This window comes from Dyadobacter sp. CY327 (assembly GCF_021390415.1).
GTDB classification, from domain to species: Bacteria; Bacteroidota; Bacteroidia; order Cytophagales; family Spirosomataceae; genus Dyadobacter; species Dyadobacter chenhuakuii.
Window position 1 is genome coordinate 87,848 of record NZ_JAJUXJ010000007.1, and the last position, 16,191, is coordinate 104,038.

Consider the following 16,191-nt stretch of genomic DNA (forward strand, 5'->3'; position numbering starts at 1 on the left):
TGTGTTTTCAATATCAACATTCCTCATGAAGTCGCTGTTTCGGTCCAATTAGACTGTTTTCGGCCATTTCATAACCCGGTAATCTTCCATTTTTATTTCCTGAAATATTCGATGAAAAGACGAGATTTTATGCAAATGACAGGAATGGGCGCAGGAGCTTTAATGCTTTCGTCCGTGCCAGTCGTGGGAAATCCTGTGAGCGCCGCGCATCTGCTCGAACCCTGGATTGATGTCGCTGCCAAGAAAAAATTTGCAGAAATCGCTCTCAATGCGGCCAAAAGCAAAGGCGCAACTTATACCGACGTCCGGATCGGGCGTTACTTACAGCAATATTTATTTACACGTGAAAAACAGGTTCAGAATATCGTGAATACGGAGTCCTACGGCGTTGGGATCCGGGTAATAGCGAACGGAACCTGGGGTTTTTCGGCCACCAGCGATGTAACGGCCGAGGGCATTGCCAAGTGCGCTGCAACGGCTGTTGAGATTGCGAAAGCAAATTCCAAATTTCAAAAAGAACCGGTCGTGTTGGCTGAGCAGAAAGGAGTTGGCGACAAAACGTGGAAGACGCCGATCAAGAAGAATGCATTTGAAATTCCCATTCAGGAAAAGATTGACCTGCTCATGAATGTGAATGGTGAGGCCATGAAAAACGGTGCGGGCTTCGTCACCTCCAATATGTTTTTTGTGAATGAACAGAAATATTTTGCTTCGTCCGACGGCTCATTTATCGACCAGGACGTGCACCGCATATGGCCTACATTTACGGTAACAGTCACCGATAAAGCTGCCGGTAAATTCAAAACCCGCGATGCCATCAGCTCGCCCATGGGCATGGGCTATGAATATCTGGATGGCTTAGCTTCGGAAAAAATTGCCGGCCCGAATGGTCTGGTCGGTTACCGGAACTCTTACGACATGGTGGAAGATGCGATCAATGCAGCGAAGCAGGCTAAGGAAAAAATGACTGCAAAATCGGTGCTTCCCGGCAAGTATGACCTGGTCCTGGATCCCAACCATCTTGGCCTAACCATTCACGAATCCGTTGGGCACCCCACTGAGCTGGATCGTGTGCTGGGTTATGAGGCCAATTATGCAGGGACAAGTTTTGCAACATTGGATAAATGGGAGTCTAAAAACTTCGCCTATGGCAGCAAACTAGTAAACATTGTGGCGGACAAAACGCAGCCGAATACACTTGGGGCTGTCGGTTATGACGATGAGGGCGTGCCGTGCAAGGAGTGGGATATTATCAAAGATGGCGTTTTGGTGAATTACCAGGCCATTCGCGATCAGGTGAAGATCATTGGCGAAAAAGAATCGCACGGCTGCTGCTATGCCGATAACTGGAATTCCGTTCAATTTCAACGGATGCCGAACATCTCGTTGAAGCCGGGCACTGAGAAACGGAGCGTAATGGACATGATCAAAGGCGTGGAAAAAGGCATTTATATCATTGGCCGGGGTTCATATTCCATTGATCAGCAGCGTTATAACTTCCAGTTTGGCGGTCAGGTGTTTTATGAAATCAAGAACGGGGCAATCACAGGCATGCTGGATGACGTTGCTTACCAGTCCAATACACAAGAGTTCTGGAATTCCTGTACACAGCTTTGCGACAAGGACGATTACCGCACATTCGGGTCGTTTTTCGACGGAAAAGGGCAACCTGCACAAGTGAGCGCAGTGTCACACGGAAGTTCAACGTCCCGTTTTGACGGGGTGAACGTCATCAATACGGGACGGAAGATATAAGGATTGAATGACTGAATGAGTGAATGAGTGAATGATTTGCTAATGCATACCCTTGTTGGGGCGACATGTATAGCTTCAATATCAATCATCTACTGTAACATTCAATCATTCACTCATTCACTCATTCAAAATTGAAATTAACATGGCTATTTTATCCAGAGACGAAGCGAAGAAAATAATTGATAAAGTATTGGCATTTTCCAAAGCCGATGAAATAAGCGTAGGCCTTTTTGGCAACCGGACGGGCAACATTCGCTACGCACGCAATTCCGTATCCACAAGCGGAGAAACGACTGATCTTTCCTTGTCCGTAACGTCTGTTTTTGGCAAGAAATCAGGCACGTCAACCATTAATGAGTTTGATGATGCTTCTCTGGAAAAGACAGTAAGACGGGCCGAAGAAATAGCCAAACTCGCACCCGACAACCCGGAATATGTCCCTATGCTCGGGCCCCAGCAATATCTTGAAACCAATTCTTTTGCAGAAAGCACGGCAGCGATCAATCCGGATTATCGCGCCAAAGCAGCTTTCGATAGCATTGATCCTTGCATTAAAAAGAATCTGACCGCGGCCGGTTATCTGGAAGATGCGGCCGGATTTAATGCAATGGGCAACAATAAGGGGCTTTTTGGATATAACAGATCTACCTCCATTGATTTTTCTATCACTGTTAGAACGGCCGATGGCAAAGGCTCCGGCTATGCGGCGCGGGATTACAATGATGCCTCTAAGCTCAGCACCGCTTCGGCAACAGAAGTTGCGATGCAAAAGGCGATGGCTTCTGCAACGGCAAAAGCACTGGAACCCGGAAAGTACACCGTAATCCTGGAACCGACTGCGGGCGTTGATCTTTTGGATAACATGATGCGCAGCATGGATGCGCGTAATGCGGATGAAGGCAGAAGTTTTTTGGGTAAAAAAGGAGGTGGGACGCGGCTCGGTGAAAAGCTTTTCGATGAACGCGTGAACATTTATTCAGATCCTCAAAATCAGGAAATCCCCGGATCGCCATTCAGTGGCGATGGCAGGCCACAGGAGAAAGTGATATGGATAGAGAATGGTGTGGTTAAAAATATGTCTTACTCGCGCTTTTGGGCACAAAAACAAGGTGTTAAGGCCATTGCTCCTCCATCCGGATTTATTTTTCAGGGTGGAAATGAATCGTTGGCCGATCTTATCAAAGGAACTGAAAAGGGCATTCTGGTAACCCGGCTTTGGTATATCCGCGCGGTGGACCCACAGACATTGCTTTACACGGGCTTGACGCGGGATGGCACATTCTACATTGAAAACGGGCAGATCAAATATCCGGTTAAGAATTTCCGGTTTAACGAAAGTCCGGTTATCATGCTCAATAATATAGAGGCGATTGGCAAGCCCGTCCGTGCGGGCGGTAACCTGGTACCGCCGCTGAAAATCCGCGATTTCACATTCACGAGTCTCTCGGACGCAGTTTAGCGCACATGACCACTCATGTATTTTTAATTTCCTTACATAAAAAGTGCATTGAATCTGTTGCAGCTTTTCGCTAGCTTATGCATTACGCCTTTTATTCCAATGACCCAATTCGTCACTATTAGCAACCATATACTTTGAAACGCAGAGACTTTATACAATTGGCTGGACTCGGAACCGGAGCGTTCATGATGCCTGCTTTTGCAATGGGCAGAAATGTCTCCCCCGAAGCATTTCTTGAGAAAAGTGTGGATGTAGCCGTCAAAAAACGACTGGCTGATGCCGCGCTGAATGCTGCAAAATCCAAAGGCGCTTCCTATGCCGACGTCAGGATCGGACGTTATCTCAATCAGTTTGTGGTAACCCGTGAAGACAAAGTGCAGAACATTGTAAACACAGAATCCTACGGCGTGGGCGTGCGCGTGATTGCCAACGGATGCTGGGGCTTTGCCGCTGTTGTTGATGTAAATAATGAGGCGCAAATGGCAAAAGCCGCCGAAGATGCCGTGGCAATTGCGAAAGCGAATGCAAAGCTGATGAAAGAGCCCGTGCAACTGGCCGCGCAAAAAGGCTTTGGTGAAGTGAGCTGGAAAGCGCCGATCAAGAAAAATGCTTTCGAAGTGCCTATTAAGGAGAAGGTTGACCTGCTGCTTTCTGTAAATGATGCAGCGATGAAGAATGGCGCTAATTATGTGAATTCAGTGCTTTTTTTAGTCAATGAACAAAAATATTTTGCTTCCACCGATGGTTCCTACATTGACCAGGACGTTCACCGGATCTGGCCGATCTTCAATGTTACGGCCATTGATCCGAAAAGTGGAAAATTTGAAACCAGGAACGCATTAAGCGCACCAATGGGCATGGGTTACGATTATCTGCAAGCCAACCCGTCCGACAAAATTACCGGCGTGACCACGCGCTACAACAAAGGTTACGACATGCTGGAAGATGCTACTGCGGCAGCCAAACAAGCCAAAGAAAAGTTGACGGCAAAATCAGTGGAAGCCGGCAAATATGACCTTATTCTGGATCCATCGCACCTCTGGCTGACCATTCACGAATCCGTCGGCCACCCGCTCGAACTGGACCGTGTGCTCGGTTATGAGGCCAATTTTGCAGGGACTTCGTTTGCAACATTGGATAAATGGAAATCCAAAAACTTCCAGTATGGCAGCAAACAAGTGAACCTGATCGCCGACAAATTACAGGAAGGATCTTTGGGAGCTGTTGGCTGGGATGATGAAGGTGTTAATACAAAGAAATGGGACTTGGTGAAGGATGGTGTCTTAGTCAATTATCAGGCAATCCGCGATCAGGCGCACATTATCGGTGAGAAAGAGTCGCATGGCTGCTGCTATGCCGATAGCTGGTCTTCCGTACAATTCCAGAGAATGCCGAATGTTTCGCTGGCTGCTGGCAAGACGCCGTTATCCGTGGACGACATGATCAAGGATGTCAAAAAAGGCATTTATATTATTGGTGACGGCTCGTTCTCGATTGATCAGCAGCGCTATAATTTCCAGTTTGGCGGGCAGTTGTTTTATGAAATCAAGGACGGTAAGATTGTCGGCATGCTGAAAGATGTGGCTTATCAATCCAATACACAGGAGTTCTGGAATTCTTGCGTGCAGGTTTGTGATGAAAAGGACTATCGTCTCGGCGGCTCATTCTTCGACGGCAAAGGCCAGCCCTCGCAATCCAGCGCTGTATCGCACGGAAGTTCGACAACGCGTTTTAACGGGGTTAATGTGATCAATACAGCCAGAAAAATATAACCAGCCATGTCTATCATACTATCTGAATCAGAAGCAAAGGCATTAATGCAGAAAGTGCTGGCTTACTCCAAAGCGGACGAATGCGAAATTAACCTGCTGGGAGAAGAGCGGGGCAACCTGCGTTACGCAAGGAACGAAGTGTCCACAAGCGGATCGCTGGTCAACCAGAATTTATCCGTACAATCGGCTTTTGGCAAAAAAGTGGGTGTCGCCACCATTGATGAATTCAGCGATGAGTCGCTGGAAAAAGTGGTAAGGAGGTCTGAGGAGCTCGCTCAGCTGGCGCCCGAAAATCCTGAATATGTGAGCATTCTGGGTCCGCAGACTTATCTCAAATCATCCGGTTTCTTCGAATCCACGGCTGGCATCAATGCTGATAAGCGCGCCGATGCCGTTGCGAAAAGCCTGGAACTATCGAGAGGAAAAAACCTGACGGCAGCGGGCTTCCTGGACAACCAGAAAGGCTATTCCGCCATGATGAATTCCAAAGGGTTATTCGCTTATTACCCGAGCACAAGCGTCAACTTTTCCCTCACGGTTCGCACGCCGGATGGCACGGGCTCTGGCTACATTGCGCGGGGTTATAGTGATGTAAACAAGCTTGATACGGCTGCTGCAACGACCATAGCGATCCAGAAAGCGATGGGTTCCATGAATGCGAAAGCATTGGAGCCGGGAAAATACACCGTCATTCTGGAACCAACGGCGGCGGCGGTTTTACTGGAAAATATATATTTCAATTTTGATGCAAGAAGCGCTGACGAAGGCCGCTCTTTTTTAAGCAAGCCAGGGGGGAAGACCAAGTTGGGCGAGAAAATCGTCGACGAGCGCGTGAACATTTACTCCGATCCCACGCATCCGGATCTGCCGGCATCGCCCTGGGCAGGAGATGGGCAGCCTTTGAACAAAATGGCCTGGATAGAAAAAGGGGTTGTCAAAAACATGGTCTACTCGCGCTATTGGGCACAAAAAAACAATGTAAAGGCCGTTCCATCTCCCAGCAATGTGATTATGGACGGAGGAACCGCCACCATGGAAGAACTGATCAAATCCACGAAACAGGGGATTTTGGTTACCAAACTCTGGTATATCCGGGAAGTGGACCCGCAAACATTGTTACTGACCGGCCTTACCCGGGACGGCACATTTTACATTGAAAACGGCGTCATTAAGCATCCGGTCAAAAATTTCCGTTTTAACGAAAGTCCTGTCATTATGCTGAACAACCTCGAAACATTGGGTAGATCAGAAAGGGTCGTGAGTACGGAATCGGACAGGAATTATATGGTTCCGCCAATGAAAATCAGGGAGTTTACTTTTTCTTCACTTTCCGACGCGGTTTGAAGCCTTTTTTCTTTACTCGAATTCAATACACGTCCGGAAACTGGGACACCGACCAGCGAATGCCGTCCAATCTGCTGCATTCGCTGGTTGAATACACCACTATTCCGATTGATGAGAAGGAAAAAGTTGTACAATTGAACAGCAATGAAATTTTCAAAAGTCCTTTTTGCTACCTGAGCGGGCACAAGCTGGTTGAGTTTTCGACGCAGGAAAGGGACCATTTTCGTCGATATGTGCAAAATGGCGGCTTCGTTTTTGTGGACGATTGCAATCATGATATCGATGGACTTTTCGCCAAATCGTTTGAGCAGGAAATGGAACGGACGTTTGGTCCCAAAGCCTTGCAAAAGATCCCCAATAACCACCCTATTTATTCCAGTTTTTTCAAATTTGAGGAAGGGCCGCCAACGACTTCATTCGAGTTGAATGGCTGGGGCGATGATCTTGTGCATGATTATCTCAAAGCGATTACGATCAATGGACGGATCGGTGTGTTATATAGCAATAAAGATTACGGCTGCGAATGGGATTATGATTTTCGTAACAAGCGTTTTCTGGCAGTTGACAATACACGTTTTGGTGTGAATATTGTAGTCTATGCGCTAAATGCATAGCCAGTTTAGCATGATTAACACGATCATTACACTTGTCGACTTTTAACTTTTTAACAAATAAAACTGCATTCTGAGGTTTGGAAAAATTGGAGTTGAGCCATTACAAAGAGCTGGTTGCAAGGCTGCCGCTTCTGAAAAAGGAAATTGCCAAAGTGATTGTTGGTCAGCAGGAAGCGATTGATGAAATATTGATTTCCCTGCTTGCCGGAGGGCATTGCCTGTTGGAAGGCGTTCCGGGTTTGGCAAAGACATTAATGGTAAAAACCATGTCCGAAGCGCTGCATATGAGCTTCAAAAGGATCCAGTTTACGCCCGATCTGATGCCCGGAGACATTGTAGGGACCGAAATTCTGGAAGAAGATCATGAAACCGGCAAGAAATTCTTCAAATTCAACCGCGGCCCTGTGTTTGCGAATGTAGTCCTGGCCGATGAAATTAACCGGACGCCGCCTAAAACGCAGGCCGCATTGCTCGAAGCCATGCAGGAAAAAACTGTAACATATGGTGGAACAAACTACGAGCTTCCGAACCCATTCCTGATCATTGCAACGCAAAACCCGATCGAGCAAGCAGGCACCTATCCATTGCCTGAGGCGCAGCTTGATCGGTTTTTGTTGTATATCAAATTAAATTATCCCAATGAGCAGGAAGAGCTCGACGTGCTGAAAGGCACAACCGGATCGCTGAGGCCTGGCATTAACCGTGTCCTGGCCGACACGGAAATCGTTGCCTTACAACAGCTGACCCGGCAAGTTCACATTAGCGACGAGCTGATAACGCGGATCAATAAGCTTGTTAGGGCAACAAGGCCCGAGGGAAGCCCATCGGATTTTGTGAGGGAATGGTGCGATTGGGGAGCGGGGCCAAGGGCAGGGCAGGCGCTCGTACTCTGCGCAAAAGCCCGCGCGGTCCTGCACGAACGCTTCGCGGTGATTCCGGAAGATATTCAGACATTGGCTTACCCGGTATTACGGCACCGGATCGCCATGAATTTTCGTGCGGAGGCAGAAGGCATAACCACCGATCAGGTGATCGACCAATTGCTGCCTGCTGTGAAAAACTGATGTTGGTCGGGTGACACAACTCAGTTTCGTTTTTCTATTTCCAGAGACATATAACATTATTCATATGGCAGTGACCACCGGCCTGCTTGCTTCACAGCTCATCAAGCTGAAAAATCTGCAACTGACCGGCAAGCTGGTGAGCGAGGAGCTGATGTTGGGAATCCATGCCAGCAAGCGGTCGGGGATAGGAGTGGAGTTTGAGCAATATCGGCATTATGAGCCCGGGGATGATCCCAAGCGGATTGATTGGAAGCTGTTTGCGCGCACGGATAAGCATTTGATCCGCGAATCCTCAACGGAGAGCGATAAGCAGGTGCGGTTTGTGCTGGACCTTTCCGGTTCCATGAATTATCTTGAAAATGGTGTGAGCCGGTTGCAGTATGGGCAGATTTTATTGGCCTCACTGGCGTATCTCTGCTACATTCAGAATGATCAAATGTCGCTTTATACATTGAAAGACAGCTCGATCCACACCATTTCCGCGACTGGCGCATCGTCTTCCGGTAAGCAGGCTTTCCAGAAGATTTTGGTTGGTTTAGAGAAAACTATTGCGAGCGGAATATGGGATAGGGAATCCAAAACCGGTCAGAAAATCAAGTTTCCCGAGTTTCAATCGAAGAAAAAGGAGCAGCTGATTTTTGTAAGTGATTTTTTGCAAACACACGATGAATGGCTGGATCTGATCCGTTCCCTTGCGGGGCCTTATCGTGAAATCGTTGTATTTCAAATCCTTGGTGATCAGGAAATGGATTTTAACCTCGAAGGTTTCTATCGTTTTAAGGATTTGGAAACGGGTAAGGAGATAGAACTGGAAGCAGGATCTGTTCGGGAGAAATTCCGTGAATCGGCTGATCGGTATTTACTTGAATTGAAGGAGGCTTTGCAGATCCCGCATGTGACCCTGGTGCGTGTGCGCATGAGCGATCCAATAGGGATGGTTTTGAAGGCGTATTTAACCAAACGGAAAGGATAAATGGGATTTCTGAATCCATATATGCTTTGGGGAATGCTGGCAGTTGCTTTACCGGTAATTATCCATTTCTGGTATCAAAAAAAAGGCAAACAGATTGCCTGGGCGGCTTCGCAATGGCTTATCGACAAAACTTCGTTAAAGCACCGAGGCATTAGAATAGACGAAATTCCCCTGCTGTTGATTCGCTGTTTACTAGTGATTTTACTTTCAATGCTGCTGAGTGGACCTATCTTAAATCAGTTCGGCAGAAATCAGGAAAAAGAGCAGGTGCATCTGGTCCAGGCTGACCCAAAGGTGACCAGTAACTTTCGTTTCGAGCTTGAAAATGCATTGCAACGGAAAGAAAGGGTCGTCTTCGTTAGCGCTGATTTGAAGCCACTGGCAGACCTAACGAACATTCCTGAGACAAAGGGCAGCTTATTCTTCTTGCAGCAGAGCATTAATAGCATTGCCGGGGATAACACGCATTTGAACTTATATCTGCTTAATAATCAGGATATAAGCCGGTTACCAAAAATTGTGGTCCCTGGAACTTACAAATTATATGCAGTTAAGGATTCAGCGCAGCAGGCGGAGAACCCTTTGATCGGGTTCGCTCAGAAAACGGGTCGCGATAACATTAATGTTTTGATTGACTATGAAAATCAGGATGAAGCGGAGACGGTTCAGGCTGGCTTGGAAGCATTGAAAGATGTTTTTGAAATTCCTGTCAGCATTGATATGGCAACCGGGTTAAAAAGCAAATACGATTGGATATTTACGGATAAGCCAATTACCCTCCTAAATGAGCAAACCTTGTATGTTGTTCCACAAAAAGGCATTGATAACCAGGTGTTTGGTAATGTCATTTCAGTAAGTGATTCATTGCGGTTGGCGACATCCGCAATGGTGCAGAACGGACAGTTGCCCGAGTGGCTAGGAGAAATGTTGATCACGCATTATCAGCTAGATAAAAATCTGAGGCCTTTAAGCCAAAGGCAGTTGGAATCAGCATTTGGCAGCGTGGAACCGCTGAAAGAACGGCATTCGGATGGTTTGTATCATTGGTTATTGTTATTGTTTGTGCTGGTAGTCATGCTGGAACGTTGGATTTCACTCAATCACAAAACGGCGCGCAATGCATGAGTTAAGGAAACTGATCGGGTCGGTGACGAGCCAGCTGTATGTGAGCGCGATTTTCCGGTGCTTGCTGCTGGCCGGTTCTGCCTACCTTTTCGTTTCGGTTTTTGCAGGTCCGTTGCATATGCTCAGCATATTTGCTGCGTTTGCGGCTTTGGGAGCCGGGATTGTTTTCACAGGGATTTATAAAAACAACAGAGAAGAGGCTATCTCGCTGATCCACAACCATGTCGGTGAAACGGAATACAGCCTCCACCTCCTGGAAAAAACTGAATTGAATGTTGCAGAGCAATTGCAGTTAGAGCGCATCGCGAACCGCAATTTTGACTTTCCTATCGCCAAACTTTATAACGGCCTCATCGCCTATATGGCCCTGTTTCTGATTGCGGTGGCATTTTATATCATTTATCCATCCATTTCATTTAATGAAAATACAACAGGTCAAGAGTACATAAGGAAACAGGAGCCACAAAAAGCGAATGTTACCCTTGCACCCAGATACGAATCTGCCACCATCAACATTGCGCCACCCGCCTATACGAAATTGCCTGAGCAGCAGTCGAGTGACCTGAATGTGAGTGCTGTAACCGGCTCGGCGTTAACATGGAATGTGAAATTCACCCATTCAGAAAACCTTGTCCTTCGTCTCGCCAACAGCCAGGGTGAGGAGGTCTCGTTTCGAAGGCAGAATAGCCTTTTTACACATTCAGACAAGATTACAGGATCCGGGTTGTATTCCATTAAGGGTTATTGGAAAGATTCGCTTATATACCAATCTGATTTTTACCGGCTCGAAGCCTTGCCCGATCTTGCGCCAAAAATAGAGCCTGCATCAAAAGAATTGTATAAATATCATTTCCTGAAAGACACTAAGACGATCAAGGTTACGGCAAAAATTTCGGACGATTTCCGTGTTAGTCAGGCATTTATTGTAGCCACGCTCGCACGCGGCTCAGGGGAAAATGTGAAGTTCCGCGAGGTGAAATTCCCATTATTCCCGACAGATTTTAAAGAGGCTGATTTACAAAAGGTGATCAATCTCAATGAGCTAAACTTTACTCCGGGGGACGAACTTTACTACTATTGGGCAGCAGTTGACAACAAGTCACCTCAGCCAAATTTCAGCAAATCAGACACTTACTTCTTGGTTTACAAAGACACTTCCCAAGTCGAGGAGGCAGAACTGGCGACAATGGCCGTGAACATTATGCCTGAATATTTCAGAAGCCAGCGACAAATCATCATTGACACCGAAAAATTAATTGCCAAACGTAAAAAGATCCCTGCGAAGGAATTTGCTTCTGTTTCCAATGAGATAGGTTTTGATCAAAAAGTGCTGAGGCTGCGTTACGGGCAGTATTTGGGAGAGGAATTTGAAACGAGCATTGGCGGCGGCGGTGCACCGCCGGAAGCCGATGGAGGCAATATGCTGGATGCTTTTACGCACAAGTCGGATGGTGAGGGAGAAGCTTCGGACAGCCGGGCTGCGGACAGCCGGGCTGCGGACAGCCGGGCCGCAGAGCCGGAGCATCAGCACGACCATGACGGGCACGCGCATGAAAAAGCGCATGGGGATGCAGGGGAGAAGGATCCGCTGGCGGCATTAATGGAGCAATATGTTCATGCGCATGACGATGCGGAGACGAACACATTTTATGAGCAATCGACGCGGAGTTTGCTGAAAATGGCCTTGGAACAAATGTGGCAGTCAGAGTTGCATTTACGGTTGTATGAGCCCGAAAAAGCGCTCCCGTTTGAGCATAAGGCCCTTGAATTCTTAAAAACTGCTCAGCAAAAAGCCCGGACGTATGTCAAAAAAAGCGGTTATGATCCGCCGCCGATCAAGGAAAAAGAGAAGCGTTTGAGCGGTGAATTGAAGCAGATCAACGCAGATCTAAGCGTTGAAAAGTTCTATAAAAATAAAACGATTGCTCAGCTGGCAGCAGAAGTTTCAGGATTTTTGGGCTACGAAAAGCTTGACAACGAACAACGGGCCAGATTGCGACTGGCTGGAACTGCATTGTCAGACCGGCTCATGAACAACGAACCGTTCAATGGCGGGTTAGGGAATTGGGAAATGATTGGCGCGCTTCAGAAACTTGTTAATGGGAGAAAGTTGTCGTCCAATGAAAAACAGCGCCTGAGAAACGGTTTATACAAATACACCAATCATTCTGAGCAGAGCCGAAGCCATTATTCCAGCGAGAAAAGGTTGGAAGAAGCATTTTGGAGAAAGCTGCATTAAATTAAAAACAGCTGGTTGGCTCAACAAATACGTATGATTCAATTCGATTTTAACTGGCCTGAGCCCCTTAACCTCATTATTCTGGCACTTGCGCTGTTACTGTTGCCTTTGCAACTGTGGCTGAGCTTACGTGCGAAAAAGGATAATCAACTGATCCCGCGGCACTGGCTCAGACTGAGCCTGAACGTGTTGTTATGGTTGGCTGTTGTGGCTTTTATCATTCGGCCGTATTTGCTCAAAAAGGCAGAAACGGTTACGGGTTTTATAGTTGGTGATGATATTCCGTCATCGTATGCTACTGCATTAACAGACAGCATTAACAGTCTTAAAAAAACGGTTTCCAGCGATATTAAAAGTGCAAGATTTGATACACTGATTCTGGCTGGCCAGGATTTTCAGCCCGAAATATTTAACACAATCCTGCAAGCCGCGCCGAAGCGAATTCAGTGGATTCCCTATTTGCCGGAAGACAAATGGCAGCAGTTACACTGGAAAGGCGTTGTTCGAAAAGGGGAGATGCAGGTTGTGCAGGGTAATGTGCTTTCATCCAAACCGCAGGTTTTGAAATTAAAATACGGTGATAATGTGCTCGATAGCATTGCATTACAAAAAGGGTTTAATCAATTCCACCTGCAATTTCCGGTGTTCACGGAAGAAAGGACGCTTATTGAGCTTGCTATGGGCAGCGAAATTCGAGATACAATCCGTTTCTATGCGCGGCCATCACAGAAATTCACATTTCAGTTTTTACTGGACAGCCCTGATTTTGAAAGCCGGGCGCTGGCAAACTGGCTCGGCAAAGCCGGGCACGCCGTGATCTATGCAGCAACATTGTCCAAAAACATCCGGAGCCAGGAGACGATTAACAGGGCAAAGGATCCTGACGTTGTCGTAACTGACGCTGGAAATGTTAACAATAGATTGGTTAAGAAGGTCTTAGCAGCTGGTAAAAGTGTCTTGTTTATTAATGTTAACAAGCCAGAGGATGAGATCAAGGCTATAAACGCTTCCTTGGGAACCCAGCTGAAGGTAAGGAGGATATCGGTGGAGGAATCCGTTTTGGTAAGTCCCGGGCTTACGGCGCTGCCTTTCCGTTTCGTGCCGGGCAATCGTTATTTTACTTCCGGGACACTGCCTATTGCAGTTGAGAGGATTCGCGGAAGGGTAGGCGTGAGCTTATTAAATGAAACTTTTCCACTGCAACTGGCAGGCGATAGTGCTGCCTATCAAAAGGTTTGGGATGCAATTCTGGCACCCGTTGTGCCCGCAACCACCAATAACGTTCAAGTGCAGGCACCTTTGTTCGAGGGCGTTGATACCGAGGTGACATTCAATGGATTTTCTAATTTATTAAATTTCATAAAGATCGGTTCCGACTCAGTCTTTTTAAGCACTTCACCTATAAATGAGGGATCAGCCAAGGCCTTTTTTAAGCCCACAGAAATTGGCTGGATAAGCTCGCGCGACTCTCTGAAAATGGAAATGTTTGTTGAAAATCAGGCTACTGCCGGAGATCTTTATAATACAGCCAGGCTAACGAACTTCATAATAATCTACAACAGCCTGCAAAAAAAGTTGCGGAATGAAACCGGCATTTCATCGCAACATTCAAACGAAGTCAAGCAAAAACTTCCGGATTGGATGTGGTTTGCATTGATTATTGTTTGCTTTCTTGCCGTGTGGATTGAACGGAAATTATAGCCATTCTTCGAATTTACCATGCATTTTCAACCATGTTTTTAGAAAGGTAGTTTTACCACTCGTATTAGCTCCGGTAAGCATGCAAACGGGCGTTTGGCTATGCAGGGCAAGACTGTAGGAACCGCTTTTTCGACGTCTGGAGGTCTATGGGATGCATTTTGAAGATTTCGATGATCTTCAAAATTATACATTAACTAATAGGCGAAATCTTAAAAATAGTTAAATCCCACGCGTCAAACACGCTGATTTACAGGCAATGTCAGTTCAAAAATGGCGCCTTCGCCCTCTTTGCTGGACACGGCAATGCTTCCATTGTGCTTGTCAATGATCTTTTTGGTAATGGCCAGACCAATGCCGGATCCTTCATACTTGTCTTTGGTATTTAACCGCTCAAACAGAGAGAAAATCTTCTCGTTATACAGCTCGTCAAAACCAATGCCGTTGTCAGAAACCGTAATGTAGCAGGTCGCTGCCGTTGAAGAATCTTTCAATGCACCTTCCGCTTCCTCGTGAACGCCTCCCGAAACGCGTATTACCGGCGCAAGCCCGGGCTTGGAGAACTTGATAGAGTTGCTGATCAGGTTTTGAAAAACCTGTTTAATTTGACCTCTGTTGACTTCTATATCAGGCAGTTGGTCAACTATAACCTCTGCGTTTCTTTCCAAAATGAGGATTTCATAATCTTCCAGCACCTCATTGACGACCTCATTTAAGCTGGTCAAGGAATAGTTGTTAAGATTAGTTGAAAGCCTTGAATAACTGAGTATATCGGTGATCATGTTGCGCATTCTTTGAGAAGATGCGATGATTTTGTCCAGATATGTAATGTTCTCTTCCGTCAGCTCATCGACCAGCTTGTTCCTGAGTATCGTGGAGAAAATTAATATTTTGCGCAGCGGTTCCTGCAAGTCGTGGGAGGCTATGGATGCAAATTGTTGTAGGTCATGGTTGCTGGTTTCCAGCTCGGTGTTAATCTCGGCGAGACGCAAGTTATTCTGTTTCAGTAGTTGTTGAATTTCTTTCTGAAAAGACAAGTCTGTCAATATAATGCTCAGCGCCGGGCCCTCGTCCAATTGCAGCATGGTTACGGACAGCTGGCAGGGAACCTGCGCGCCGCCTCTGCTAATGCAAAGTTCTGTTTTGCTATCCTCGTTCCACCCGTTATGGAAAAGATCCAAGTATATTTCAAGAAATCCATCGGCAATGAAATCGGCGAAATGCAGTCCCACCACTTTTGAAAGCGGGAGGTTGATCATAGACGCGAACATGGAGTTGCAATACAATATCAGGCCCTCATGATTGAGCGTTACAGCTCCCTCATTCATTTTCTCAATGAAAACGCGATAAGTTTGGTCGGCGGTTTTCAATGTAAAAAGCTGATGTCCGCCATCGGGATTCTGAACAACCAATGCATCCACTTGCCCGGAACGGATCGCATGGATCGTCTCCGTAGCTTCTTCAAGTTGCGCGTGCAGCTCTTCGTTCTCCCTTAACAGCTCTTCATATGTCTTATGCGTGTTCATGTTTCAATTGAAATTCCCAGACCTTTGAGTACTTTTTCTGTATCGGACATGTCTCCGATCAGTCTTCGTGCCGGTAGCGGCGCACTTTTAATGAGTAGAGGTAAGGCAATGATCTGTTCTTTTTCAGCTATGGTTTTTTGTTGGTAAACATCAATGATTTCCAGAGAGTATCTGTCTTTGAGGTATGTTTCACAGATTTCCTTTACATTAACGACTGCCCTTCTGGAATTGATGGACGCGCCTGTAATGAACAGCCTTAGCTCGTAGTGAATATCATCTTCATCCCCGTTTGACGGCATAATGTCTGTGTTATCGCTCATTCTGTTCTCTTTGCAGGGCGTATATTAAGTCCAACCAATACTTTTTCCTCGTTCGAAAGGTCGCCGATAATCTTGCGGATTGGCTCGGGGACTTTTTTCACAAGCGTAGGAATAGCAAGTATCTGGTCGCCCTCAGCCAATTGCGGTTGTAACAGCAGATCAATTACTTCAATGACATATTTATCCTTTAAATATTCTTCACAGTATTTTTTAAGATTAGCGAGCGCGGTGACCGATTTGGTGGTTTTGCCGGCTACATACAATCTAAGCTCCCATATTTCTGCTGCGTCTTCCATTTATAT

General features: G+C 46.5%; 13 protein-coding genes. 10 read left to right on the forward strand and 3 right to left on the reverse strand.

What is annotated here, in order from left to right; genetic code table 11:
* Window positions 1–111: 111 nt before the first annotated feature.
* The 10 genes from LZG74_RS16575 (at window position 112) to LZG74_RS16620 (ending at window position 14,046) form a co-directional block, all read left to right on the forward strand.
* A complete protein-coding gene (locus tag LZG74_RS16575) occupies window positions 112–1,755 on the forward strand; it encodes a TldD/PmbA family protein (protein WP_233797650.1) in 1,644 nt (547 codons plus the stop codon).
* 142 nt (window positions 1,756–1,897) lie between these two features.
* Window positions 1,898–3,214, forward strand: a complete 1,317-nt coding sequence (locus LZG74_RS16580; protein WP_233797651.1) for a TldD/PmbA family protein — start codon at window positions 1,898–1,900, stop codon at window positions 3,212–3,214.
* Between the two features lie 134 nt (window positions 3,215–3,348).
* Entirely contained in the window at window positions 3,349–4,986 is a 1,638-nt protein-coding gene (locus LZG74_RS16585; RefSeq protein ID WP_233797652.1) for a TldD/PmbA family protein, read from the forward strand.
* A 6-nt stretch (window positions 4,987–4,992) separates the two neighbouring features.
* On the forward strand, window positions 4,993–6,330 hold the full coding sequence (locus LZG74_RS16590) for a TldD/PmbA family protein (RefSeq protein ID WP_026629880.1): 1,338 nt from the start codon (window positions 4,993–4,995) through the stop codon (window positions 6,328–6,330).
* Window positions 6,327–6,944, forward strand: a complete 618-nt coding sequence (locus tag LZG74_RS16595; RefSeq protein ID WP_233797653.1) for a DUF4159 domain-containing protein — start codon at window positions 6,327–6,329, stop codon at window positions 6,942–6,944. Before LZG74_RS16590 ends, LZG74_RS16595 begins: the two co-directional genes overlap by 4 nt.
* 77 nt (window positions 6,945–7,021) lie before the next feature.
* Window positions 7,022–8,008, forward strand: coding sequence for a MoxR family ATPase (locus LZG74_RS16600; RefSeq protein WP_233797654.1), 987 nt, complete (start codon window positions 7,022–7,024; stop codon window positions 8,006–8,008).
* A 64-nt stretch (window positions 8,009–8,072) separates the two neighbouring features.
* The gene (locus tag LZG74_RS16605) at window positions 8,073–8,981 is read left to right on the forward strand and encodes a DUF58 domain-containing protein (RefSeq protein WP_233797655.1); all 909 of its coding nucleotides are present in this window, start codon (window positions 8,073–8,075) and stop codon (window positions 8,979–8,981) included.
* The gene (locus LZG74_RS16610) at window positions 8,982–10,106 is read left to right on the forward strand and encodes a BatA domain-containing protein (RefSeq protein ID WP_233797656.1); all 1,125 of its coding nucleotides are present in this window, start codon (window positions 8,982–8,984) and stop codon (window positions 10,104–10,106) included.
* Window positions 10,099–12,345 carry a hypothetical protein gene (locus LZG74_RS16615; protein ID WP_233797657.1) on the forward strand — a complete coding sequence of 749 codons (2,247 nt, stop codon included), beginning with the start codon at window positions 10,099–10,101 and terminating at the stop codon, window positions 12,343–12,345. Before LZG74_RS16610 ends, LZG74_RS16615 begins: the two co-directional genes overlap by 8 nt.
* Before the next feature lie 33 nt (window positions 12,346–12,378).
* Window positions 12,379–14,046 carry a hypothetical protein gene (locus LZG74_RS16620; protein WP_233797658.1) on the forward strand — a complete coding sequence of 556 codons (1,668 nt, stop codon included), beginning with the start codon at window positions 12,379–12,381 and terminating at the stop codon, window positions 14,044–14,046.
* Between the two features lie 233 nt (window positions 14,047–14,279).
* Here the strand turns inward: LZG74_RS16620 and LZG74_RS16625 are convergent, their stop codons facing one another.
* The 3 genes from LZG74_RS16625 to LZG74_RS16635 are packed head-to-tail and all read right to left on the reverse strand — an operon-like array spanning window position 14,280 to window position 16,185.
* Complete coding sequence (locus LZG74_RS16625; protein WP_233797659.1) at window positions 14,280–15,569, reverse strand: ATP-binding protein; 1,290 nt, start codon at window positions 15,567–15,569, stop codon at window positions 14,280–14,282.
* A complete protein-coding gene (locus LZG74_RS16630; RefSeq protein WP_233797660.1) occupies window positions 15,566–15,889 on the reverse strand; it encodes a circadian clock KaiB family protein in 324 nt (107 codons plus the stop codon). The genes LZG74_RS16625 and LZG74_RS16630 overlap by 4 nt, the downstream gene beginning before the upstream one ends.
* Window positions 15,886–16,185: a circadian clock KaiB family protein gene (locus tag LZG74_RS16635; protein ID WP_026629890.1), complete on the reverse strand. Its 300-nt coding sequence runs from the start codon at window positions 16,183–16,185 to the stop codon at window positions 15,886–15,888. The genes LZG74_RS16630 and LZG74_RS16635 overlap by 4 nt, the downstream gene beginning before the upstream one ends.
* Window positions 16,186–16,191: the final 6 nt, after the last annotated feature.

Coding starts and splice junctions, on each gene's coding strand:
- LZG74_RS16575 (WP_233797650.1), top strand. CDS start 112: ATGAAAAGACGAGATTTTATGCAAATGACAGGAATGGGCGCAGGAGCT.
- LZG74_RS16580 (WP_233797651.1), top strand. CDS start 1,898: ATGGCTATTTTATCCAGAGACGAAGCGAAGAAAATAATTGATAAAGTA.
- LZG74_RS16590 (WP_026629880.1), top strand. CDS start 4,993: ATGTCTATCATACTATCTGAATCAGAAGCAAAGGCATTAATGCAGAAA.
- LZG74_RS16605 (WP_233797655.1), top strand. CDS start 8,073: ATGGCAGTGACCACCGGCCTGCTTGCTTCACAGCTCATCAAGCTGAAA.
- LZG74_RS16610 (WP_233797656.1), top strand. CDS start 8,982: ATGGGATTTCTGAATCCATATATGCTTTGGGGAATGCTGGCAGTTGCT.
- LZG74_RS16615 (WP_233797657.1), top strand. CDS start 10,099: ATGCATGAGTTAAGGAAACTGATCGGGTCGGTGACGAGCCAGCTGTAT.
- LZG74_RS16620 (WP_233797658.1), top strand. CDS start 12,379: ATGATTCAATTCGATTTTAACTGGCCTGAGCCCCTTAACCTCATTATT.
- LZG74_RS16625 (WP_233797659.1), bottom strand. CDS start 15,569: ATGAACACGCATAAGACATATGAAGAGCTGTTAAGGGAGAACGAAGAG.
- LZG74_RS16630 (WP_233797660.1), bottom strand. CDS start 15,889: ATGAGCGATAACACAGACATTATGCCGTCAAACGGGGATGAAGATGAT.
- LZG74_RS16635 (WP_026629890.1), bottom strand. CDS start 16,185: ATGGAAGACGCAGCAGAAATATGGGAGCTTAGATTGTATGTAGCCGGC.